The organism is Streptomyces sp. NPDC001068, from assembly GCF_042897315.1.
GTDB lineage: Bacteria > Actinomycetota > Actinomycetes > Streptomycetales > Streptomycetaceae > Streptomyces.
In genome coordinates this window covers 109,119-129,784 of sequence record NZ_JBIAYD010000012.1, presented here as the reverse complement: position 1 = coordinate 129,784, position 20,666 = coordinate 109,119, and the positions used below count along the sequence as shown (strand labels likewise).

The 20,666-nt window shown below is 71.8% G+C and carries 17 protein-coding genes; 6 read left to right on the top strand and 11 right to left on the bottom strand.

The features are described 5' to 3' along the window. Positions 1-7 precede the first annotated feature (7 nt). Complete coding sequence (locus tag ACFY3I_RS31575) at positions 8-1,576, bottom strand: sodium:solute symporter family protein (protein WP_365284811.1); 1,569 nt, start codon at positions 1,574-1,576, stop codon at positions 8-10. 228 nt (positions 1,577-1,804) lie between these two features. Then, complete coding sequence (locus ACFY3I_RS31570; protein WP_390864489.1) at positions 1,805-2,593, bottom strand: SDR family oxidoreductase; 789 nt, start codon at positions 2,591-2,593, stop codon at positions 1,805-1,807. An 80-nt stretch (positions 2,594-2,673) separates the two neighbouring features. On the opposite strand from ACFY3I_RS31570, the gene ACFY3I_RS31565 reads away from it, so the two are divergent. Then, on the top strand, positions 2,674-3,522 hold the full coding sequence (locus ACFY3I_RS31565) for a hypothetical protein (protein WP_390864488.1): 849 nt from the start codon (positions 2,674-2,676) through the stop codon (positions 3,520-3,522). 1 nt (position 3,523) lies between these two features. Here ACFY3I_RS31565 and ACFY3I_RS31560 read toward each other — a convergent pair whose 3' ends face one another. Together ACFY3I_RS31560 and ACFY3I_RS31555 are read right to left on the bottom strand one after the other, a co-directional pair. Further along, the gene (locus ACFY3I_RS31560) at positions 3,524-5,404 is read right to left on the bottom strand and encodes an MFS transporter (RefSeq protein WP_390864487.1); all 1,881 of its coding nucleotides are present in this window, start codon (positions 5,402-5,404) and stop codon (positions 3,524-3,526) included. Between the two features lie 197 nt (positions 5,405-5,601). Then, positions 5,602-8,361, bottom strand: a complete 2,760-nt coding sequence (locus ACFY3I_RS31555) for a serine hydrolase (protein ID WP_390864486.1) — start codon at positions 8,359-8,361, stop codon at positions 5,602-5,604. Positions 8,362-8,505: 144 nt separating this feature from the next. Here ACFY3I_RS31555 and ACFY3I_RS31550 point away from each other — a divergent pair, with 144 nt between their 5' ends. From ACFY3I_RS31550 to ACFY3I_RS31540, 3 genes are all read left to right on the top strand, one after another. Further along, the gene (locus ACFY3I_RS31550) at positions 8,506-9,273 is read left to right on the top strand and encodes a GPP34 family phosphoprotein (protein ID WP_365284801.1); all 768 of its coding nucleotides are present in this window, start codon (positions 8,506-8,508) and stop codon (positions 9,271-9,273) included. A 271-nt stretch (positions 9,274-9,544) separates the two neighbouring features. Further along, positions 9,545-10,402, top strand: a complete 858-nt coding sequence (locus ACFY3I_RS31545; RefSeq protein ID WP_365284800.1) for a helix-turn-helix transcriptional regulator — start codon at positions 9,545-9,547, stop codon at positions 10,400-10,402. Positions 10,403-10,625: 223 nt separating this feature from the next. Next, positions 10,626-10,817 carry a DUF397 domain-containing protein gene (locus ACFY3I_RS31540; RefSeq protein WP_358916720.1) on the top strand — a complete coding sequence of 64 codons (192 nt, stop codon included), beginning with the start codon at positions 10,626-10,628 and terminating at the stop codon, positions 10,815-10,817. A gap of 73 nt (positions 10,818-10,890) precedes the next feature. On the opposite strand, the gene ACFY3I_RS31535 is transcribed toward ACFY3I_RS31540, so the two are convergent. The 3 genes from ACFY3I_RS31535 to ACFY3I_RS31525 form a co-directional block, all read right to left on the bottom strand. After that, positions 10,891-11,958: a MerR family transcriptional regulator gene (locus tag ACFY3I_RS31535; protein WP_390864485.1), complete on the bottom strand. Its 1,068-nt coding sequence runs from the start codon at positions 11,956-11,958 to the stop codon at positions 10,891-10,893. Positions 11,959-12,084: 126 nt separating this feature from the next. Beyond that, positions 12,085-12,591 carry a glutathione peroxidase gene (locus tag ACFY3I_RS31530; RefSeq protein WP_390864484.1) on the bottom strand — a complete coding sequence of 169 codons (507 nt, stop codon included), beginning with the start codon at positions 12,589-12,591 and terminating at the stop codon, positions 12,085-12,087. Between the two features lie 9 nt (positions 12,592-12,600). Beyond that, positions 12,601-13,584, bottom strand: coding sequence for an ArsR/SmtB family transcription factor (locus ACFY3I_RS31525; RefSeq protein WP_390864483.1), 984 nt, complete (start codon positions 13,582-13,584; stop codon positions 12,601-12,603). 118 nt (positions 13,585-13,702) lie between these two features. On the opposite strand from ACFY3I_RS31525, the gene ACFY3I_RS31520 reads away from it, so the two are divergent. Further along, positions 13,703-14,896: an MFS transporter gene (locus ACFY3I_RS31520; RefSeq protein WP_390864482.1), complete on the top strand. Its 1,194-nt coding sequence runs from the start codon at positions 13,703-13,705 to the stop codon at positions 14,894-14,896. On the opposite strand, the gene ACFY3I_RS31515 is transcribed toward ACFY3I_RS31520, so the two are convergent. The 4 genes from ACFY3I_RS31515 to ACFY3I_RS31500 form a co-directional block, all read right to left on the bottom strand. Beyond that, positions 14,841-15,890, bottom strand: coding sequence for a slipin family protein (locus ACFY3I_RS31515; RefSeq protein ID WP_390864481.1), 1,050 nt, complete (start codon positions 15,888-15,890; stop codon positions 14,841-14,843). The genes ACFY3I_RS31520 and ACFY3I_RS31515 overlap by 56 nt on opposite strands. 472 nt (positions 15,891-16,362) lie before the next feature. After that, the gene (locus tag ACFY3I_RS31510) at positions 16,363-17,565 is read right to left on the bottom strand and encodes an SPFH domain-containing protein (RefSeq protein WP_390864480.1); all 1,203 of its coding nucleotides are present in this window, start codon (positions 17,563-17,565) and stop codon (positions 16,363-16,365) included. Between the two features lie 11 nt (positions 17,566-17,576). Further along, entirely contained in the window at positions 17,577-17,825 is a 249-nt protein-coding gene (locus ACFY3I_RS31505) for a hypothetical protein (RefSeq protein ID WP_390864479.1), read from the bottom strand. Between the two features lie 214 nt (positions 17,826-18,039). After that, positions 18,040-19,101 carry a zinc-dependent alcohol dehydrogenase family protein gene (locus tag ACFY3I_RS31500; RefSeq protein ID WP_390864478.1) on the bottom strand — a complete coding sequence of 354 codons (1,062 nt, stop codon included), beginning with the start codon at positions 19,099-19,101 and terminating at the stop codon, positions 18,040-18,042. Between the two features lie 316 nt (positions 19,102-19,417). Between ACFY3I_RS31500 and ACFY3I_RS31495 the strand changes: the two genes are divergently transcribed. After that, positions 19,418-20,659 (top strand): CapA family protein, encoded by a 1,242-nt coding sequence (locus ACFY3I_RS31495; protein ID WP_390864477.1) that lies wholly within the window; start codon positions 19,418-19,420, stop codon positions 20,657-20,659. Positions 20,660-20,666 lie beyond the last annotated feature (7 nt).

The window sequence follows — 20,666 nt, the reverse complement described above, 5'->3', positions numbered from 1 at the left end:
GGGAGGGTCAGTCCCGCAGGACCTCCCCGCCGCCCGCCGGCGCCTGGGCCGGTACCGGGGCCGTCGCCGCGGTGCTGTCCCCGTCCGTGTTGACGGTCTCGATGATCGCGAGACGCTCCGGGGTGTCCTCCGGCTTCAGGTAGCCGATGAGGATGTACAGGACCAGGGAGACGGCCAGCGGGACCGACACCTGGTACTGGAGCGGTACGCCGCCGTCCACGTTCCAGTTGATCGGGTAGTTGACCAGCCAGAAGGCCAGCAGGCCGGCCGCCCAGCTGGTGAGCGCGGCCGTCGGGCCGGAGCGGCGGAACGGCCGGAGCAGACCCAGCATCATCGGGATCGCGATCGGGCCCATCAGACCGGCCACCCACTTGATGACCACGGTGATGATGTCCTTGAACGTGGGCGAGTTGACCTGGGTGGCCACCGCCATGGACAGGCCGAGGAAGACCACGGTCGTCACCCGGGCGGCGATCAGGCCGGAGCGCTCGCCCCAGGTCCGGGCCCGCGACGACAGCACCGGCGCCACGTCACGGGTGAAGACGGCGGCGATCGCGTTGGCGTCGGAGGAGCACATCGCCATCGTGTGGGAGAAGAAGCCGACGACGACCAGGCCCAGCAGACCGTGGGGGAGGAGCTGTTCGGTCATCAGGCCGTAGGAGTCGGAGCCGTCCGGCTTCTGGGCGTGGACCAGCAGCGGCGACATCCACATGGGGAAGAACAGGACCACCGGCCAGATCAGCCAGAGCGCCGCGGAGAGGCGGGCGCTGCGCTCGGCCTCCTTCGGACCTGCCGTCGCCATGTAGCGCTGGGCCTGGTTGAGCATGCCGCCGTTGTACTCGAAGAGCTTGATGAAGAGGAACGCGAGCAGGAAGACCGTGCCGTAGGGGCCGACCAGCGGCTTGCCGTGGCCGTGCAGGGCCGGCTGGTCGAAGGCGTCGAAGATGCCGATGCCCTTGTCGTTCAGCTTCAGCACGACGGCGACGAACATCGAGATGCCGGCCAGCAACTGGATGACGAACTGGCCCAGTTCGGTCAGCGCGTCCGCCCACAGGCCGCCGATCGTGCAGTAGACCGCGGTGATCGCGCCGGTGATGAGGATGCCCTGGTTGAGGGAGACGCCCGTGAACACCGACAACAGGGTGGCGATCGCCGCCCACTTGGCGGCCACGTCCACGATCTTCAGCAGCATGCCGGACCAGGCCAGCGCCTGCTGCGTGGTCAGGTTGTACCGGTTCTTCAGGTACTCCAGCGGGGAGGCCACGTGGAGGCGGGAGCGGAGCCGGTTGATGCGCGGGGCGAAGAGTTTCGAACCGATCGCGATACCGAGCGCGATCGGGAAGGACCAGGTGACGAACGACGTCACGCCGTAGGTGTAGGCGATGCCGGCGTACCCGGTGAACATCACCGCGCTGTAGCCCGACATGTGGTGCGAGATGCCGGAGAGCCACCAGGGCATCTTTCCGCCGGCCGTGAAGAAGTCGCTCACGTTGTCCACGCGCTTGTGCGACCAGACGCCGATCGCCACCATCACGCCGAAGTAGCCGATGAGCACGGCCCAGTCGAGCCCGTTCATGTGCCCCCCTTCCAGGGTCCGCCTTCTGAACTCCGCTCAGCTGGCTGGCACTTCGCATAAGCGGAGTGGGGACGGGGAAGGCCGCGAAGTGCCCGCTCATCGTGGGTTCGGTCGCATGGGCACGACAAGCGGGCGTAAGGTCAAGGGGAAGTAAAATCGTTCGCCTTGCTGACCTTGATTCACGTCCATGAACAAAATCAACTGGTCGCGGCGCCCGGAACGGGTGCCTCAGCGCATCAGCTCCCCCGCGTTGACCAGCAACGACTGCCCCGTGATGGCCCGCGCCCGGTCCGACGCCAGGAACACCGCCGCGTCGGCCACGTCCCCGTCCGTCGCCAGCTCCGGCAGCGCCATCCGCTCCGTCAGCCGCCCCAGCACCTCGTCCTCAGGCACCCCTTCGGTGTGGGCCGTGAACTGCACGTAGGCCTGCACCGGCGGACCCCACATCCAGCCCGGCAGCACCGTGTTGACCCGGATCCGGTACGGCCCGAGCTCCCGTGCCAGCGAGTACATCGCGCTGGTCAGCGCCCCCTTCGACGCGGCGTACGCGGCCTGCCGCACCTGCGAGGGCGCGGCGACCGCCGACTGCGTCCCGACGAACACCACCGAACCGCCGCCCGCCTCCTTCAGCGCCGGCAGACAGGCCCGCGTCATCCGCAGCGTCCCCAGCAGGTTCACGTCGACCACCGAAGCCCAGGTCGCGAAGTCCGCGTCCTCGACGCCGCCGAAGTAGGAGTCCCAGGCCGCCACGTGCACCACCGCGTCGACGGACCCGAACCGCTCCCGGGCCAGCGCCGCCAGCGCCTCGCACTGCCCCTCGTCGGTGATGTCGGTGGGGAGGTACGCGGTCCGGTCGCCCTCCGGGTCGATCCCCGCCGCGCTCTTGGCGAGGTTCGCCCCGGTCCGCGCGCCCAGCACGGCGTTCCCGCCGTCCCGTACGACGGCCGCCGCGACCTGGTGCCCGAGCCCGGCGCCGACCCCCGAGACGACGACCGTCTTGCCCACGAGCAGTGACATCGATGACCTCCAGGCTCTGGCGCTTTATCTGACGGAGCGTCAGAGTATGGGCGAGTGCAGGCGGAAGGAAGGGAAGGCGCATGAGCGAGGACACGCGCAGCGAGGTGTACGCCGAGCTGGCCGCCGTCGGCCCGTACGGCGTCCGCCCCGGCCACGCCCTCATCACCATGGTCGAACCGCACCCCGGCCACGAGTACGCGTACAACCGCTGGTACGAGGACGACCACTACTACGCCGGCGCCATGGCCATGCCCTGGATGTACGCGGGCCGCCGCTGGGTCGCCACCCGCGACCTGCAACTCCTGCGCTATCCCGAGAAGTCGGCGATCGCCCAGCCGGTGACCGCCGGCTGCTACCTCTCCACCTACTGGATCACCGACGGCCGCTACGCCGAACACATGAAGTGGACGGTCTCCGTGAACCGGCGGCTGAACCGCGACGCCCGGGTCTACCAGGACCGCACCCACGTCTTCACGGCGTTCCAGGACCACGAGGCCACCGTCTACCGGGACGGGGCCGCCGGGCCCCGCGACTTCCACGCCCTGGACCACCCCTACGCCGGGCTCGTGCTCCAGGTCGTCGACAGCGAGTCGCCCGAGCAGCGGACCGAACTCCTGGAACGGCTGCGCGGCCGCCACCTGCCCAAGCGGCTCGCGGGCTCACCGGCGGCCATGGTCACGGTGTTCCGCCCGACGCCCCTGCCCGGCGACCGGATGACCTACGTGAAGCAGGTGGAGGGCGTCGACACCCGGCTGACCCTGCTCTGGTTCCTGGAGACGGATCCGAGGCGGTGCTGGGACCCCCACTTCACCGGACTGGACGAGGAGATCGCCGCGTCGGGCCTCGGCCGGGTTGAGCTGGTGGCCCCCTTCGTACCGACCGTGCCGGGCACCGACCGGTACGTGGCGGAGCTGAGGGGGACCAGGTAGCTCACTTCAGCTCGTCGGGACACGGAGTACCCCGGGGCAGCTGGTACGGCGCCGCCAGCCGGTAGGTCCCCGCCTTCGGCGCCAGCAGCATCGTCCACCGGTCGCCCTTGGCGTCCTCCGGCGTCTCCGACAGGCAGCCGTTGACGTTGGTGTACGTCTTCGGCGTGCCCTCGGTCCGGTCCTTGGATGCCTGCGTCTCCTGCGGCGGCTTCAGGCTCCTGCCGTCCGCGTCGACGATGCTCAGCCACGGCGAGTACGGGATCCGGATCAGGATCCGCCCGGCCGTGCGCACCTCGATGGTCAGCTCGCCCTGCTCGGCGCGGTCCACCACCGCGTCCGGCTCGGCGAGCGGCGTCGGATCGGTCACCCGGAAGAGCTGCCAGTTCGCGTCGCCCCAGACCTGCTTCAGATACGGCATCCCGCGCCGGACCAGCGCCCGCTCGCGTTCGCCGCCGTCGCCGTCCGGGTCGCCCTTGGGCAGCACCACGAAGTGCACGGCCCAGCGCTGCAGCCACTCGTGGTAGTTGGCGGAGTTCAGGGTGTCGTCGTAGAAGAGCGGGTTGCGCTCCATGTCGGCCTGGCGGTTCCAGCCGCGGGCCAGGTTGACGTACGGCGCGAGCGCGGACGCCTCCCGGTGCGAGCGCGCCGGGACCACCTCGACCCGGCCCTTCTCGGCGCCGGCCTGCTGCAACTGGTGGACGAGAGGGGCCAGCTCCCGGGCCCAGGACGCGGCCGGGGTCGTGTGGACTATGTCGTCGACCGCCTTGAAACCGATCCAGCCGACGAAGCCGACGAAGGCCAGGACCGTGACGTAGTACTTGCGCGAGCGTGGCACGGTGTACGGCAGGGCCGCGATCAGGGTGGCCCCCGCGAACAGCATCGGCAGCCGCGAGATGTTCGAGCCGATCTGTGAGCTGACCAGCCACACCAGCACGACCCCGAGGCTGTACACGCCCGCCGTCAGCCGGACCGTCTTCCACTCCTCGGGGACCAGGAAGAGGCAGAGCAGCCCGTACAGCAAGGGCATGATCACCGAGCCGATGCCCATCGGCTGGGTGCCGGAGAACGGGAACAGCCACGCGGAGACGGCGACCACGACCGCCGGGGCGAGACCGAGCGCCCAGGCCCCAGGCCGCCGCTTCTGCAGGAACAGCGCGACCGCGACCAGGCCGACGAAGAGCCCGGCCACCGGCGAGGACATGGTGGCGAGGGCCGCGAACGGCGCCGCCACCAGCGCCTTCGCCCACCGTTTGTGGCGCCAGCGGTACGGCCAGCAGAACACCGCCCCCACCGAGGCCAGCGCGAACGCCGTACCGAGGCCGAAGGTGACCCGCCCCGACACCGCGTTGCAGATCAGCGCCAGCACCCCGGCGAGCGAGGCCCACAGGGGGTTGCGCACCGCACGGCTGCGGATCAGGAGCAGGGTCAGCAGCCCGGCCGAGACGGTGCCGGCGATCATCATCGTCGTACGGACGCCGAGCACCGACATCAGGTACGGCGAGACCACGCTGTACGACACCGGGTGCATGCCGCCGTACCAGGCGAGGTTGTACGCCGAGTCCGGGTGCCGGCCGACGAACTCGGCCCAGGCGTCCTGCGCCGCGAGATCGCCGCCGCTGTTCGCGAACGTGAAGAGCCAGATGATGTGCAGCACCCCGGCGAGGGCCGTGACCGCCAGCACCGGGTGGCGCGACGGCCACTCGCGCAGGGGCGCGTCGAGGTCGAGGAGCGCCCGGAGCCCGCCGTCGCGCCGCGTACCGTTACGCTGCGTGCCGGGGCTGTCCTGTACGGCGTGCGGCCCGGTCCCGGGCAGGGCTATTCGCGGGCCGGATACCGGGCCCGGATCGGCGTCGTCGGCGCGTGTCGGCTCCGCTGTGGCCACCTGAAGGCACTCCCCGTGTCCCGTCTTCTGTTCTCGGCCGCGTTCCACGGTGTTACCGGCCGGTTCTCGTCCAGTTCGCGGCCGCGTCCCGGCGGCCGACGACCTGCCCCGTTTCGTGACGCTAGCACGCACCCCGCCGCGGGGCCCTTGGGTGGGCCGCCATCAGCGGGGTGCGGGTACGGAATGTGCCGGTTGGGTCAGCCGATGCGGGTCAGCCTGCTCGTGAAGCCGGGCTCGGCCAGATCCTTCTGCAGCGCGACCGGAACCTGGACCGCGGACCCGGAGCCGTCACCCACGGTCAGGGCGCCGACCTCGGTGCCCGCCTTCGCGGTGTGCGGTACCTCGTCGGCCTCGAAGGTCAGCTTCACCTTCAGCCCCGACCAGCCGACGGCGGTGACGTCCTTGGTCGCCACGACCGGGGTACGGCCGCCGAGACCGTCGTCGACGTACCCGACGACGGCGCCCTTCTTGTAGATCGTCGCCGACTTCAGCGCGCCCTGGGCGGCCCGGATCAGCTTGTCGCCGCCGTTGAGGGCGGCGGTGAGGATGCTGTTGTCGGAGGCGGCGCTGGCCGGCTGCCGGAGCACCGCGCCGATGATGGTGCGGGTCTCGCCGTTCACGTCCTTCTTCGCGGCGAAGACCAGGTTGCCGAGGGCGGAGGTGGTGGTGCCGGTCTTGATGCCGACGACGTCGTTGTGACCGACCAGCTGGTTCCAGTTGCCGCGGTTGACGCCCTTGTAGTCGTCGTACGACATCATCGCGGCGACCTCGCGGAACGAGGGCTCGCTCGCCATGGCCGCCTTCGCCAGCTTCACCTGGTCCACGGCCGTGGAGACGGTGGAGTCGGTGAGACCGGAGGGGTCGGTGTACGTCGTGTTCGTCATGCCGAGCTTCTTCGCGGTGACGTTCATCTTCGCCACGAAGGCCTTCTCGGAGCCGGCGTCCCAACGGGCCAGCAGGCGGGCCACGTTGTTGGCGGAGGCGATGAGGATGCCCTCCAGGGCCTCGCGCTGGGTGATCGAGTCGCCGGCCGTCACGTCGACGGTGGACTCCTGCCCGGCGTTCGACTGGTCCTGGGCCGTCTGGTCGATCTTTATCTTCGGGCCGGCGGCACCGCTCTTGAGGGGGTGGTCGCGCAGGATGATGTACGCGGTCATCACCTTGGCGACGCTGGCGATCGGCACGGGCTTCTGGTCGCCGGAGGACCCGAACGAGCCGATGCCCTGCACGTCCAGGGCGGCCTGGCCGTCGGCCGGCCAGGGGATGTCCGCCTTGTCGCCGTCGAAGGCGTAGGTGTACCTCGCCGTGAGGTCGAGGGTGGGCTCCGGGAGCGGGCGGAAGTTCTGTACGACCGCAAAGACGATCAGCAGGACTATGACCAGCGGCGTCCAGATCTTGACGCGCCGGACGGCGGTCCTGACCGGGGTCTCCGGGGGCGGAGGCGTGTTGGTCAGCTCGGCGAGCAGGTCCAGCGGGGGCTTCGGGGGCAGCGGCACCTGGGTGGTGCGCTCGGGACCGACCTGGGGGATGACGGTGGTACGGGTGGTCGAGGCGGTACCGGGCCTGGCGTCCGGCGCCGCGTCCGGCCTGCCACCGGGCTTCGCCCCGGGTTCGGCGCCCGGCTTGCTGTCCGGCTTCAAGTCCGACTTGAGGGCGACGAACTTGCTGGGCCGGGAGCCGCCGAGCTTGAGCGTGGTGGTGGGCTGGTCCACCTGCGGAGGGCGGGGGGCCTTGAGCATGGTGGTGGGCTGGTCGACACCGGTGTCGCCTTCGCCCGCACCGGTGTCGCCTTCGCCCGCACGGGAATCACCGTCGACGGCGGCTGCGCCACCGGACGCGACGTCGTCCTCGGGCTCGGCGTCCCGGGGCTCGGCGTCCTCGGGCTCGGTGGTCGCCTCGGGGGCCGCGTCCTCGGGCTCGGAGTCCTGGGGTTCGGTGGTCGCCTCGGGGGCCGCGTCCTCAGGCTCGGTGTCCTGGGGTCCGGTGTCGGCCTCGGGCGCGTGCTCGGGTGCCGCGTCCCCGGGTTCGGTGGTCGCCTTGGGGGCCGCGTCCTGGGGTTCGTTGTCCTGGGGTTCGGCGTCGGCCTTGGACGCGTGCTCGGGTGCCGCGTCCTCGGGTCCGGTGGTCGCCTTGGAGGCCGCGTCCTCGGGTCCGGCGTCGGCCTTCGGCGCCGCGTCCTCGGGTTCGGTGTCCGCGTCAGGGGCGTCCTCGGGTGCCGCGTCCTCGGGTTCGGCGCTCGCCTCGGGCTCGTCCTCGGGGGTGGCGTCCCGGGGCTCGGCGTCGGCCTTCGGGGCGTCCTCGGGCGCGGTCGTCGCCTCGGGCTCGTCCTCGGGCGCGGCGTCTTCGAGTTCGGCGCCGGCCGGGTGCTCGTCCTCGGGCCCGGCGTCCTCGGACGCGGCCGACGCCTCGGAACCGGCCGCGGAGTCGTCCTCGGGCCCGACGTCCGCCTTCGGGGCGTCTTCGGGGTCGTCGTCGTCCGGTACTGCCTGCCCGGGCCCGGCGTCCGCCTCGCCGGCGGCGTTCTCCGGCGCCCCGGAGGTCTCCAGGGGGCCCTTCGCGTCCTCGGGGCCCTCCTCGGACTCCGCGGCCGCCACGGGCCGCTCGGGCTCCTCCGGGGTGCCCTGCGCCTCGGCTTCCTCGCCGGAGGCCCCGGTCTCCTCCGTCGCCGGACCCGTGCGCACCCACGCCGCCACCGCCTGGCGGAGCTTCGTGTCGTCGCCGTCCGTCTTCACGTCCCGTACCGAGAAGACCCGGGTCGCGGTGTCCACGCCGCCGGCCGCCTCCTTCTCGTTCTCGGCGGCCACCGCCAGTCGTGGGTCGCGTGGTTCGGGAACCGTTCCTTCACTTCCCGGCGTCGGTTCTGCCGACGACTCGCGCTGCTTCGACCTGTCGGGGGACTCGCCCGCCACCGATGCCTCCTCCACGCTTCGCACGTCTCCGTGCGCTGTCCGAACCATGTACCAGTGTCCTGTGTGCGGGCTTAGCCCCTGTGGTAGACGAGAACGACATACCTTCCGGTTCCCTTACAAACCGGTCACGCACCCTCGACAGACCAATGTGAGAGGGGTCACCCTGTCATTCATCCACGCGGGGAGGCATGGATGGGCAGGAGCCGCAGAACACTTCCGGAGGAGCTTCTGCTGCTGGCACTGGACCCGACGACGGGTACCACTGCACAGCCGCAGTCGCTCGACCTCGGTCTGGCCGGAGCACAGCTAGTGGAGCTGGCGCTGGCCGGACGGATAGCCCCAGACGGGGATCGTATCGCCGTGGTGCAGCCACGGCCGACTGGAGATCCGACTTTGGACTGCGCGTTGGAGTTGCTGCGAAGGCGTGGCGCTCCCGTGCGGGCTGTGCACTGGATCGGCGGGCCACGTCTGGGACTTCGCCAGACGTACCTCTCGCATCTGGAGCGGTGCGGCATGGTGCATGCCGTGGCGGGCCAGATGTGCGGGGTGCTGCCGACGACGCGGTACCAGGCGACGGACAACGAGATCTGCCGGGACATCCGTTCCCGGCTGGATTCGGCGATCCGTACCGGCGTACCACCGGACCCGCGGACCGCGGCGCTCGCCGCCCTGGCCCACGCGGTCGGTCTCGGCAAGCACCTGTATCCGGGCAACGAGGGACGGTCCTCGCGTTCCCGGCTGCGGGACTTGATCCGGCACGACCCGATGGGCGGGCTCGTGGCCCACGCCGTCATGGACGTGCAGAACGGCGCGGGCGCCCAGCCCCGCCGCAGCCCGGCCGCCCCGGCCGGGCGCCAGACCGGACCTGCCGCCAGGTCCGGTGCGCCGGAACCCGCCCGCGGTGTTCCGATGCAACCGCGCCGAGGCGCGGGCACGATGGTTCGGGCCGTGGTGCACTGAGCCGCAGTGCCACGGCGGGGACAGCCGGCAACACGGCACCCCTGAGACCCGGTTCGGGAGCCGCCGGTCCGGGCGGGGGGGGGGGGGGGGCCCCCCGGGGGGGGGCCCCCCCCCCCCCCCCGCCCGGCTTTTTCGGCGAAGTCGCCGAACTGTCGCGTACGCGCTGCATATACGCGGTTTCCCAGCGGTAGGAATCACCTTGGTGGCAGTCTGCTCAACAGCAGATACGCAAAGTGGTACTCACAGGCAGGCAGCCGGAGGTGCACGTCCCGTGGCGTCCAATGTCAATCCCACCGTCAGGCGACGCCGGCTGGGCCAGGAGCTGCGCAGGCTCCGCGAGCTCAAGGGCATGACGGCGGAAGAGGTGGCGGAGCGGCTGCTCGTCTCCCAGTCGAAGATCAGCCGGCTGGAGAACGGGCGCCGGAGCATCAGCCAGCGCGATGTCCGCGACCTGTGCGGGGTCTACGAGGTCGAGGACCAGCGGGTCGTCGAGTCCCTGATGGAGATGGCCAGGGACTCGCGGCAACAGGGCTGGTGGCATGCGTTCGGGGACATCCCCTACAGCGTGTACATCGGTCTGGAGACCGACGCCGAGTCGCTGCGGGTGTACGAACCCCAGCTGGTCACCGGGCTGTTGCAGACCCGGGCGTACGCCGAGGCCCTGGTGCAGGGGGCGTTGCCGGAGACCTCCGCCGCCGACATCGAGAAGCGGGTCCAGGTCCGGATGCGGCGCCAGGAACGCATCACCGCCGAACACAACCCGCTCCGTCTGTGGGTCGTGCTCGACCAGGCCGCACTGTGCCGGCTGGTCGGCAACAGGCTGGTGATGCGCGAGCAGCTGGAGTACCTGATCGAGATGTCCCAGCAGCCGCACATCACCGTCCAGGTGCTGCCCTTCGAAGTGGGCGCGCACCCCGGCCTCAACGGCCAGTACGCGATCCTGGAGTTCGCCGACGCGGCCGACTCCAGCGTCGTCTACCTGGAGGGCGTGACCAGCGACCTGTACCTGGAGAAGGCCCACGACGTGCAGAAGTACGCCGTGATGTACGAGCACCTGCGGGCCCAGTCGCTGAACGTCGAGCAATCCCGGCAGTTCATCGCCGACGCGGCCAAGGAGTACGCCCGCTGAGCCCTCCGCGGGGTCTCGCGGACGGTGGGCGCCGGATCGTACACCGGCGCCCCGCTCCAGCGGAAGGATCCTCTGGAATATGCCACCCGGTCGAGTGAACGAGTGCTCCAGGCGGTGGAGTTGGCTAGTAGCGTCGATCACGCCAACAGGTCAGAACGTTGGCGTGATCCGCACTACAGCAACACCACAGCAAGCACCACAGCAACTCGCTACAGGAGTGGACATGGCACTGCTTCAGGGCGCCACGGAGACGTGGACGAAGTCCTCCTATTCCGCAGGGAACGGGGCGTGCGTCGAGGTCAAGTCACCGACGACCGCGGGACTCGCCGTACGCGACTCCAAGGTCGAGGAGGGCCCGGTCCTCGCGTTCCCGACCGGAGCGTGGAACGCGTTCGTGGCCTCGGTCAAGGCGTAGGGGCATTCGCTGACCCGACCGCCCCATCGGCCACGCTCCCGACGACGACAACCACAACTGCACAAGCGTCACCTCAAGAGCCCTCTCGACCAGCTCGCCGTCCTTGCCGAGGGGGCTCGGCTTGTGCCCGGGCCACCTGACGGACGGGGAAGGCGACGTCGCACACCGGGTCCTCCGGGCCCGCCGCGTCCCAGTCCGCGAAGTAGACCTCCCGGCAGGGGCCGTCGTACTCCAGACCGCCCTTCGAGCCGTGCTCCGTACCGTTCTCGGGGCTGTTCTCGAAGCCGTTCCCGGGGGCGCCCTGCCGGGCCACCCACCCCTCGACCGCCTCGAAGGCCGCCAGGATCTGCGGATGCGCCACCTGCGCCTTGCCGATCCGCGTGTACGCCAGCGTGCGCGCCGGCTCGACGCGCACCTTCGTCTCCCGTCCCCGCCCGTGCCGCTCCACCCAGGCACGGGCCGCCGCCTCGTCCGCGACCGGGACACAGGCCTCGGCCGGCCCGTCGCTCTCCATGGACACCTCCGCGTAGTACACGACGAACGGCGCCCCGGCCACACCCCCGCACTCGCGTGCCGCCGCCTCCAGCCGGCCCAGCGAGGCGCCGATCCAGGCGGGCAGTTCGTCCGCCAGGGTGTGCCGCGTCTCGGTGATCACCACCTGCGCGGGCACCTCCACCGTCTGGACCGCGAACGTCTCGTGCATCTCCGAACTCCTCCCGGACAGCCGTGCACGGAGATATGCGGCGAGGGTCCGCTGCCCGGCGACCCGGCGCTCGACCTCCGACCAGTAGGCGGCCAGCAGCCCGGCGGCCGCGTCACCCGCTGCCTTGTCACCGGCGGTCGCGTCACCCGTGGCCGTGCCGCCGGTGTCCGCCCCGCCGACCGCCGCCTCGACCACCTCGGCGACCCGCGCCAGCGGCATGTCCAGGCGGCGCAGCAGGGCGACCAGCCGGGCGCGCTCGACCTGACCGGCCTGGTAGTACCGGTAGCCGGTGGCCCCGTCGACGTACGCCGGCGCGAGCAGCCCCAGCCGGTCGTACCGGCGCAACGCCTTAGCCGAGAGCCTGGACCGAGCCGCGAACGCGCCGATCGTGAGCAGTTCCTCGTCCACAGTGCCCTCCACGGCCGCATCCTCCGTCACCGGGCACCCGTGGCCCGGCGCGACCGACGCTCGCCCCTGCCCCAGGGGCAAGGTCAAGCTCCGGCGGGAACGGCGACGGCGGCCACGGGACCGACTCCCGTGACCGCCGCCGCCCAGCCCGGAAGGTCAGCCGATGGCCTTCTCCACCGCCGCCACGACCTCCGCCGACTCCGGCTCGGTCTGCGGCGAGAACCGCGCCACGACCTGGCCGTCCCGGCCCACCAGGAACTTCTCGAAGTTCCAGCGGATGTCACCGGTGTGGCCCTCGCCGTCGGCGAACGGGGTCAGACGGTCGTACAGCGGGTGCCGGCCCTCCCCGTTCACCTCGACCTTCTCGGTCAGCGGGAAGGTCACGCCGTACGTCGCCGAGCAGAACTCGGCGATCTCCTCGGCGCTGCCGGGCTCCTGCCCCATGAACTGGTTGCAGGGCACACCGAGCACGGTGAAGCCCTGCGCCGCGTACCGCTCCTGAAGCCGCTCCAGGCCGCCGTACTGCGGGGTCAGGCCGCACTTGGAGGCCACGTTGACAATGAGCACGGCCTGGCCAGCGTAGCCCGGCAGGTCGGCGGAACCGCCCTGGAGAGCACCGATCTCGAAGTCGAGCACGGACCCGTTGTTCTCGGAAGTCGTCATGAGCGGATGCTAACTCCGCCGGGCGACGTCCCGGGCCCCGGCCTCCACCAGCACGTCTCCCGCCGCCGTCCGCGAGTACAGCACCGCCCGCCCGGCCCGCCGCCGCTCCACCAGCCCGGCGTCGAGCAGGACCCGCAGATGCCGCCCGACCGAGCCCAGCCCCTGCCCGGTCACGGCCGTCAGGTGGGTCGTGCTCAGCGGGGCGTCCAGCAGTACCAGCACACCGGCGCGGGCGCCCCCGAGCAGTGCCGTGAGCGCCGCCGGGACCGGCCGCGACACGGGGTCGGAGAGCGCGCCGGCGCACGGGTAGACCAGCGCGTAACGGTCCGGCTCCTCCCAGGAGACCCAGCCGGTCCTCGGCGTCACCGGGACGAGCAGGAGGTCGGCACCGGAGATCTCGCGGGGCGGGTACTCGTGCAGATTGACCTGCAGCCGGTTGGCACCGAGCCACCGGGTCCGCCCCGGCCGCACCGAGTCCAGTACCTCGGCCCAGCCGCCGCGGCTCACCTGCGCGGTCCTGGCGACCACGTCCGCCTCCAGGATCCGCCGCCGCCGTTCCCAGTACGGCCGTACGGCCGTCTCCCACACGAACGCCAGCAGCTCCGCCGCCCGCCCGGGCAGGTCGTCGCGGTCCAGGGCGGCGGGCAGCGGACCGCCGAGGGCCGTCCGCAGGTGCGCGCGGGCCTCGTCGGGGCGGGCCGCCCCCACCCGCGCGACACCGGCCTCGGCGCTCTCGCCGTCCCGGGGGGTGGGGGTGAGGAAGTCGGCGGTCCAGACGCGGCCGATCCCGGCGCGGACGAGCAGCGCGGTGACGGGATCGGCGGCGAGCCGTGCCCGGTAGGCGGGCAGATGCGCGTCCAGCCAGCGCCGCTCGCCGGGGTGGGCGGCGGTACCGCCGTGCAGCAGCCTGAGGCTCGCGAAGGTCTCGGCGAAGGGGGAGAGCAGGAAACGGCTACGGGCAAGCGTGTCCGCGTTGAGCTGCCACCAACCCAAGAGGGTCTCCCCGCCGTTAGAGCCTCTCGCATTCGTGAGAGACGCACTACCTGTTAGAACCTTTCGCGTCCGCGCGAAACAATAACGGCCGCTGCGAGCACCCCCGAGACTTCCGGCCATGCCCACCAGCTACCGGTCCCTCTTCCGCACACCCGAGTTCACGCCCCTCTTTCTCGGCTCCGCCGCCCAGAACGCCGCCGCCACCGTCGGCGGGCTGGCCCTCGGCACGCTCGTCTACCGCACCACCGGCTCCCCGCTCCTCTCCGCGCTCAGCATGTTCGGCCCCTCGCTCGCCCAGGTGCTCGGCGCGACCTTCCTGCTCTCCGGCGCCGACCGGCTGCCCCCGCGCACCGCCCTCACCGTGATCTCGGCCGCCTTCGCCGCCGGCACCGCCGCCATGGCACTGCCCGGTCTCCCGTCCGGCGCGTTGCTCACCACGGTCCTGCTGCTCGGCCTCGTCGCCTCGCTCGGCGGCGGGGTCCGCTGGGGCCTGCTCAACGAGATCCTCACCAAGGACGGCTACCTGCCCGGGCGTTCGCTGTTCAACATGATGAGCGGGCTGGTCCAGATCACCGGCTACGCGGTCGGCGGCGCCCTGCTCGCCGCCGTCTCGCCCCGCACCTGCCTGCTGCTCGCGGCGGCCCTCTACCTGACGTCCGCCGTCGTGGTCCGCGCCGGCCTGACCGCCCGCCCGCCCCGTGCCGCCGGCCGCCCTTCCGTCGCCGAGACCCGCCGCACCAACGCCCTGCTGTGGGCGTCCCGTCCGCGCCGCCTCACCTACCTCGGCCTGTGGCTGCCCAACGGCCTGGTCGTCGGCTGCGAGTCGCTGTACGTGTCCTACGCCCCCGAAGCCGCCGGCACCCTGTTCGCCTGCGCCGCCCTCGGCATGCTGGCCGGTGACGTGACCGTCGGCCGCCTGCTCCCGCCCGCGCTCCGCACCCGTGCGGCGACCCCTCTGCTGCTGCTCCTGGCCACGCCCTACCTGGTCTTCTTCCTCCACCCGCCGCTGGCGCTCGCCGTGGTCTGCGCCTGCGTCGCCTCGGCCGGCTTCGGAGCCAGCCTGGTCCAACAGGAACGGCTGATGAGCCTGACACCCGACGAACTCAGCGGTCACGCACTGGGGTTCCACTCGTCGGGGATGCTGACCATGCAGGGCGTGGGCGCCGCACTGGCGGGCTCGGTGGCCCAACTCGCCTCGCCCGCCAGTGCGATGACCCTGATGGCGCTCGCGTCACTCGCGGTGACGCTGACGCTGGCTACGGCCGGTCGGCGGGACCGGGACGTTCCGGCGACGGTCCCCGCGGATCGGTGACCCCGGCGCCGTTGCCGGCCCCGGCCTCGGCCCCGTTCCCAGCCCCGGCCTCGGCCGCGGTCCCGGCCGCCGGCCCCGGCGCCGGACCCGGCCCGAACCGCTCGGCCACGGCCGCGATCTGCTCGATCCCGGCCCTGAGCGCCGCCTGCCCCTCCGGAGCCTCCAGCTCCCGCCCGTTCTCCCGGCCGTTCTCCCGGCCGTTCTCGCGATCGTTCTTCTCGACCTCCTGGTCCAGCCGCTTGGTCGCGCGCTCGAAGTAGCGCAGCAACTCGACCGGGAAGGGCATCACCAGCGTGGAGTTCTTCTCGGCGGCCACCTCGACCACGGTCTGCAGCAGCCGCAGCTGCATCGCCTCGGGCGAATCGGACATGATCCGGGAGGCGTTGGCGAGCTGCTGCGCGGCCTGGAACTCACCGTCGGCGGTGATGACACGGGCCCGCCGCTCCCGCTCGGCCTCCGCCTGCCGGGACATGGACCGCTTCAGCGACTCCGGCAGCTGTACGTCCTTGATCTCGACGCGGTCGATGTGGATGCCCCACTCGGCGGCCGGGCTGTCGATCATCAGGGCGAGTCCCTCGTGCAGCCGCTCCCGGTCGGTGAGCAGGTCGTCGAGGTCGCTCTTGCCGATGATGGACCGCAGCGAGGACTGGGCGACCTGCCCGACCGCGAAGATGTAGTCCTGCACCTCGATGGCGGCGCGGATCGGGTCGGTGACCCGGAAGTAGACCACGGCGTCGACCTTCACCGACACGTTGTCCTTGGTGATGCCCTCCTGGGTCGGCACCGGCATCGTGACGACCTGCACGTTCACCTTGCGCATCCGGTCGGCGAAGGGGACGAGGAAGGTGATCCCCGGGTGCCGGTAGGACGGCAGCGCCTTGCCCCACCGGAACACGACCCCGCGCTCGACCTGGTTGACGACCCGCATCCCGCTGCGCAGCACCAACAGCCCCAGGACGAAGGCGATTACGACCCCTATGACGGCGCCGTCCATCGGCAATCACTCCATTCTCCGACGAGGTCCGGACAACGATCCGGCAAGGAAGATGACACCGGCCGGGAGCCGCCGGATGCGGAGCCGGGCGTCAGGAGTGGGTAAAGAAAACCACCGGGAAACCGCGCAGCGCCCGTGTGCTGGAAAGGCCGCCCGTTGCGCCGGATCGGGCGCCGCTGCACGGGATCGGCCGACCCGAGCGCGCCGTGGCATCGGGCGACCAGTGGCGTCGGGGGGCCATGGCGTCGAACGGGCCGTGCCCTCGGTGGTCGTCGTCCGCACGCGAGAACGCCCGGCCGGATGTCCCGGCCGGGCGTCTGCCCGGGTGTGCCGACGGCGTGCGCCACGCCGCTCGGCCCCGTGTCGTACCCAGCGACCCGCGCGGTGCCGGCGGTCAGCGGCCCGCGTCGTGCCGGCGGCCCGCGCCCAGCGGCTCGCGCCCAGCGGCTCGCGGCCCGCGCCCGTGTCGCGTCTAGTCGACGTCCACCGGACCGTCGTCCGACTTCCGGCCGCCCTTGCTGGAAGGCAGCTGGAGCAGAGAACTCCCGCCGTTCCCGCCGCCGTCACCCTTCTCCGGCCGGCGGCCGTCGGATTCCTGGCCGCCCAGGTTCTGCCGGACCGAGTCGAGGATCGTCAGGCCCTGGGACACCAGGCCGGCGGCGATCTCGCCGAGACCGTCCGCGCCGTTGAGCACGTTCACGTTGGCGCCCGCGAGGCCGCCGGCGGCCTCCTTGACGATCTGCGGAAGCTGGTCGATCAGCATCCGGTCGAGCGCGACCCGGTCGTACGACGCGGCCGCCTCGGCCTGGATCTTCATCCGCTGCGCCTCGGCGGCCGCGAGGATCCTGACCCGCTCGGCCTCGGCCTCGGCGGGCCTCACGACCTCGGCGACCAGCTGCTGCTGGCGCAGCTTGGCCTGGCGCAGGGCCAGCTCCGTCTGGGCGGCGAGCACCTCCTGCTGGGCGTGCGCCTGGGCCAGCGGTCCGGCCTGCGCGGCCTGCGCCTGGGCGCGGTCCACCTCGGCCGAGTACTCCGCCTTGACGATCGCGGTCTGCCGGGCGTACTCGGCCTGGTTGCGGGCCGCGACCTGCTCCGCCTCGACCGAGGCCTGGGTGGCCTGTGCCTGGGCGATCTGCGCCTGCCGCTGGATGGCCGCCTTGTGCGGGGCGGACATCGCGTCGATGTAGCCGGTGTCGCCGTCGTCGATGGACTGGATCTGGAGCGAGTCGACGATCAGGCCGATCTTCGCCATCTCCGTCTTCGAGGTGTCCAGGACCTCCGCGGCGAGCTTCTGCCGCTCGGTGACGATCTCCTCGACCGTCATGGAGCCGATGATGGCCCGCAGGTGGCCCGCGAAGATCCGGCCGGTGAGCACGGACATCTGCTCCTGGTCGGAAAGGAAACGCTGGCCCGCGTTGATGATGCTCTCGTGGTCGTTGCCGACCTTGAAGGCGATGACCGCGCGCACGTGCAACGCGATGCCCTGTCTGGTCACGCAGGTCTCGGTGACCTCGGACTCACACATGGACAGTGTGAGGAACCGGACCTTCCGCAGAACCGGCAGCACGAACTTGCCGTGCCCCGTCACCACTCGGAACGGCGCGCCCCCCAGTCCCCGCCTGCCCCCCGAGATCAACATCGCCTCGTCGGGAGCGGGGACGCGATATCCGAACATGCTTGTACTCCTCAGCCGGCCTCGGCACTGTCGCCGAGCGCGTCCAATGGATCCACCCACTCGATGACGCCGACCTCACGGCATCCGCGTGATTCGATCACGAGGACCGTGGCGCCCACCGGCAGGGGATCCTCCGACCAGGCGAGGAAGGTCTCGGAGCCGCCGCGAACCCGCACCAGCACCTCACCGGGACCGTCGGAACCGCGGGTTCCGATGAGAACCAGCCCCGTGCGGCCGATCACGGCCTCGTCCTGCGGCATCACCGGCCGTCCTCCTCGTCCTGGCCCATGATTCCGACGATAGACCTACCGGGCTCAGCACCCAACGGCCAGGTACCCACCCTCTTCCCCAGGACACCGCCACACCCACCGTGGCCCCCCGCGGGTCACCCGGGCCGCCGCCAACCCACCGGCGCCCACCCGCTCTTGTACCAGGCACGCCGGCCGCGTCCCACCCGTCGCCCGCAGCCGCCGCCTACCCGTCTCCCTCGCTCCGGCCGCCGTCCTCGAAGACGAAGAGCGGCTTGGCGTCGCGCCCGGGCGCTTCGGCGAACGCGACGGCCTCGGTGAACCGTTCGAGCGGGAAGGGCCGCCCACGGGGGATGCTCAACACCCCGTCGGTGACGAGATTGCGCACCTCGGAGAGGGCGAGCAGCGCGTCCTCGGACGAGGCGGCGCCGAACCACCGGTTCAGCCAGAAGCCGCGGACCGTCTTGGCCTCGTAGATGACCGAACGCGCCTGGAGCGGGATCGTCAGCGCCGCCGGATCGGTCTGCCGGTGGGTGGAGAGCGCCCCGTAGACGACCATCTCGCCTCCCGGAGCCAGGGCCTGGGACACCTGCGCGCCCACGGGACCCGCGACACAGTCCGTGGCCTTGCGCACGCCCGCCGTACCGGCGATCTCGGCCACCCGCCTCGACAGGTCCTCGTCCTCAGTGCAGATGACCTCGTCACCGCCGAGGGCCTTGATCTCCGCCACGGCGGAGCGCCGCCGCACCACGTTGATCGTGGGGATTCCCAGGTGCCGGGCCAGCTGGATGACGAGGCGGCCGACCGTCGACCCCGCGGCGGTCTGCAACAGCCACTCACCCGGCTGCACGTGGAGTTCGCGCGTCACCAGGAGCAACGCGGTCAACGGGTTGACGGCAAGCTGGCAGGCGCTGGAGTCGCTCAGCCGGTCGGGGACGGGCAGCAGCCGGTGCGTGTCGGTGACGAGGTACTCCTGCCAGGTGCCGACCACGGGCGGGCCGGGGACCGGCGGCACGGCGACGGCCACCACCCGCTCGCCGATCTTCAGCCCGTCGGTGTCGGGACCCAGGGCCTCGACCCGGCCCACGCACTCCATGTGCCCTCCGACCACGGGAAACTCCGGGGAGAAGCCGTAACGACCGCGCAGCACGTGCAGATCACTGGCGTGCACGGGAGTCGCGGTCACCCGGACCAGCGCCTGACCGGCCCCCGGCGCGGGCACGGGCCGGGACTCCAGTCGCAGGACGTCGGCCGGTTCGCCGACCCTTCCGGCTACGAGCGCGCGCATGGTTGGCGCCATGACTGACCTCGTCTCTCAGCGTCCGGCGGAGGTGACGGGCGACGCGTCCGGCGGAGGTGACGGGCGGCCGGTACCGGACCGGCGCCTCGACGGGCCCGGTCCAGGGGCGGGCGGGCTGTCCGTGGGTACGCCGTGCGCGGAGCCCGGCCCCGTCGTCCGCGCCGCGAACCATCCGTTTCATCACGCTAAGCGCCAGGGAGGGGCCCTGCAATCCCAGCCTCCGCGGCGGAACGTCCAGGCCGCCGGAACACGCCAGCCGACGACGCTCCGGGACGGAAGGGCGTCCGCTTCGTAGCATGAGCAAATGATCAGATCCGTCGGAGCGCGCCACCGCGAGCCGCAGCGGCGGGTGCGCCGTCGTCACCGGGTGTTCGCCGTCGGACTGGTCGGCACCGGCCTCGCGGTCACCGCGGCGTTCGGGCTCCGCACCGGCTCCGAGGACGAGACCGCGACCCGCCCGGCCCCCACCGCCCCGCACCCGGCCTCGGCCGCCCCACGTTCCGCCCCGGCCTCGACCGCCCCGCGCTCCGCCTCAGCCGCCCCGCGGCCGACCGGCACCACGCCGCCCGGTGTGCCGGGCCCCCCACACTCCATGGGCGACCTGCGGATCGCCGCCGTGGGAGACATCGTGATGGGCACACTGCCGGACGACCTGCCGCCGGACGACGGTGCCACGTTCTTCGACCCGGTCGAGGACCTCCTCACCGGTGACGTGGTGCTCGGGAACCTGGAGGGCACCCTCACCACCGGCGGTGAAGGCAAGTGCGACGACGGCGACAGCCCGAACTGCTTCGCGTTCCACGCCCCGCCGTCCTACGCAGGCCTGTTCAAGCAGGCCGGATTCACGGTCCTGAACACGGCGAACAACCATGTCGACGACTTCGGGGCGGAGGGGCGGCGCCAGACGTTCGCCGCCCTGCGCTCCGCGCACCTGCCGTACATCGGCCGCCTCGGCGAGATCACCGTCCAGCGGCTCCACGGCATCCGGGTCGCGCTGATCGGTTTCGCGCCCGACCGGGGCGCGAACGACCTCACGGACATCCCCGCGGCGAAGCGGCTCACCGCCCGCGCCGCGGCGATGGCGGACGTGGTGATCGTCATGATGCACGCCGGCGCGGAGGGCTCGGACCGTACCCACGTGGAGCCCGGCACCGAGTACTTCCTCGGCGAGGACCGCGGCGACAGCTACCGCTTCAGCCGTGCCGTGATCGACGCCGGCGCCGACCTCGTGGTGGGCAGCGGCCCGCACGTGATGCGGGGAATGGAGTTCTACAAGGGCCGGCTGATCGCCTACAGCCTGGGGAACTTCTCGGGATACAAGGTGCTCGGCCTCGGCGGCACCCTCTCCACCAGCGGCGTCCTGCAACTCACGCTCCGCCCCGACGGCACCTACGTCTCCGGCCGCCTGCGCCCGACCCGGATCGTCCCGCCCGGCACCCCGGAGCCGGGCGGCGAGGCGATCGACCTCGTCTCCACCATGTCGGACGACGACTTCGGCCCGCACGCCGCCCGCATCACGGAGGACGGGGCGATCCTCCGCCCCTAGCCGGACG

Coding starts and splice junctions, on each gene's coding strand:
- ACFY3I_RS31520 (WP_390864482.1), top strand. CDS start 13,703: ATGCCCACCAGCTACCGGTCCCTCTTCCGCACACCCGAGTTCACGCCC.
- ACFY3I_RS31540 (WP_358916720.1), top strand. CDS start 10,626: ATGGCACTGCTTCAGGGCGCCACGGAGACGTGGACGAAGTCCTCCTAT.
- ACFY3I_RS31510 (WP_390864480.1), bottom strand. CDS start 17,565: ATGTTCGGATATCGCGTCCCCGCTCCCGACGAGGCGATGTTGATCTCG.
- ACFY3I_RS31555 (WP_390864486.1), bottom strand. CDS start 8,361: ATGGTTCGGACAGCGCACGGAGACGTGCGAAGCGTGGAGGAGGCATCG.
- ACFY3I_RS31550 (WP_365284801.1), top strand. CDS start 8,506: ATGGGCAGGAGCCGCAGAACACTTCCGGAGGAGCTTCTGCTGCTGGCA.
- ACFY3I_RS31505 (WP_390864479.1), bottom strand. CDS start 17,825: ATGCCGCAGGACGAGGCCGTGATCGGCCGCACGGGGCTGGTTCTCATC.
- ACFY3I_RS31575 (WP_365284811.1), bottom strand. CDS start 1,576: ATGAACGGGCTCGACTGGGCCGTGCTCATCGGCTACTTCGGCGTGATG.
- ACFY3I_RS31530 (WP_390864484.1), bottom strand. CDS start 12,591: ATGACGACTTCCGAGAACAACGGGTCCGTGCTCGACTTCGAGATCGGT.
- ACFY3I_RS31565 (WP_390864488.1), top strand. CDS start 2,674: ATGAGCGAGGACACGCGCAGCGAGGTGTACGCCGAGCTGGCCGCCGTC.
- ACFY3I_RS31515 (WP_390864481.1), bottom strand. CDS start 15,890: ATGGACGGCGCCGTCATAGGGGTCGTAATCGCCTTCGTCCTGGGGCTG.
- ACFY3I_RS31570 (WP_390864489.1), bottom strand. CDS start 2,593: ATGTCACTGCTCGTGGGCAAGACGGTCGTCGTCTCGGGGGTCGGCGCC.
- ACFY3I_RS31500 (WP_390864478.1), bottom strand. CDS start 19,101: ATGCGCGCGCTCGTAGCCGGAAGGGTCGGCGAACCGGCCGACGTCCTG.
- ACFY3I_RS31495 (WP_390864477.1), top strand. CDS start 19,418: ATGATCAGATCCGTCGGAGCGCGCCACCGCGAGCCGCAGCGGCGGGTG.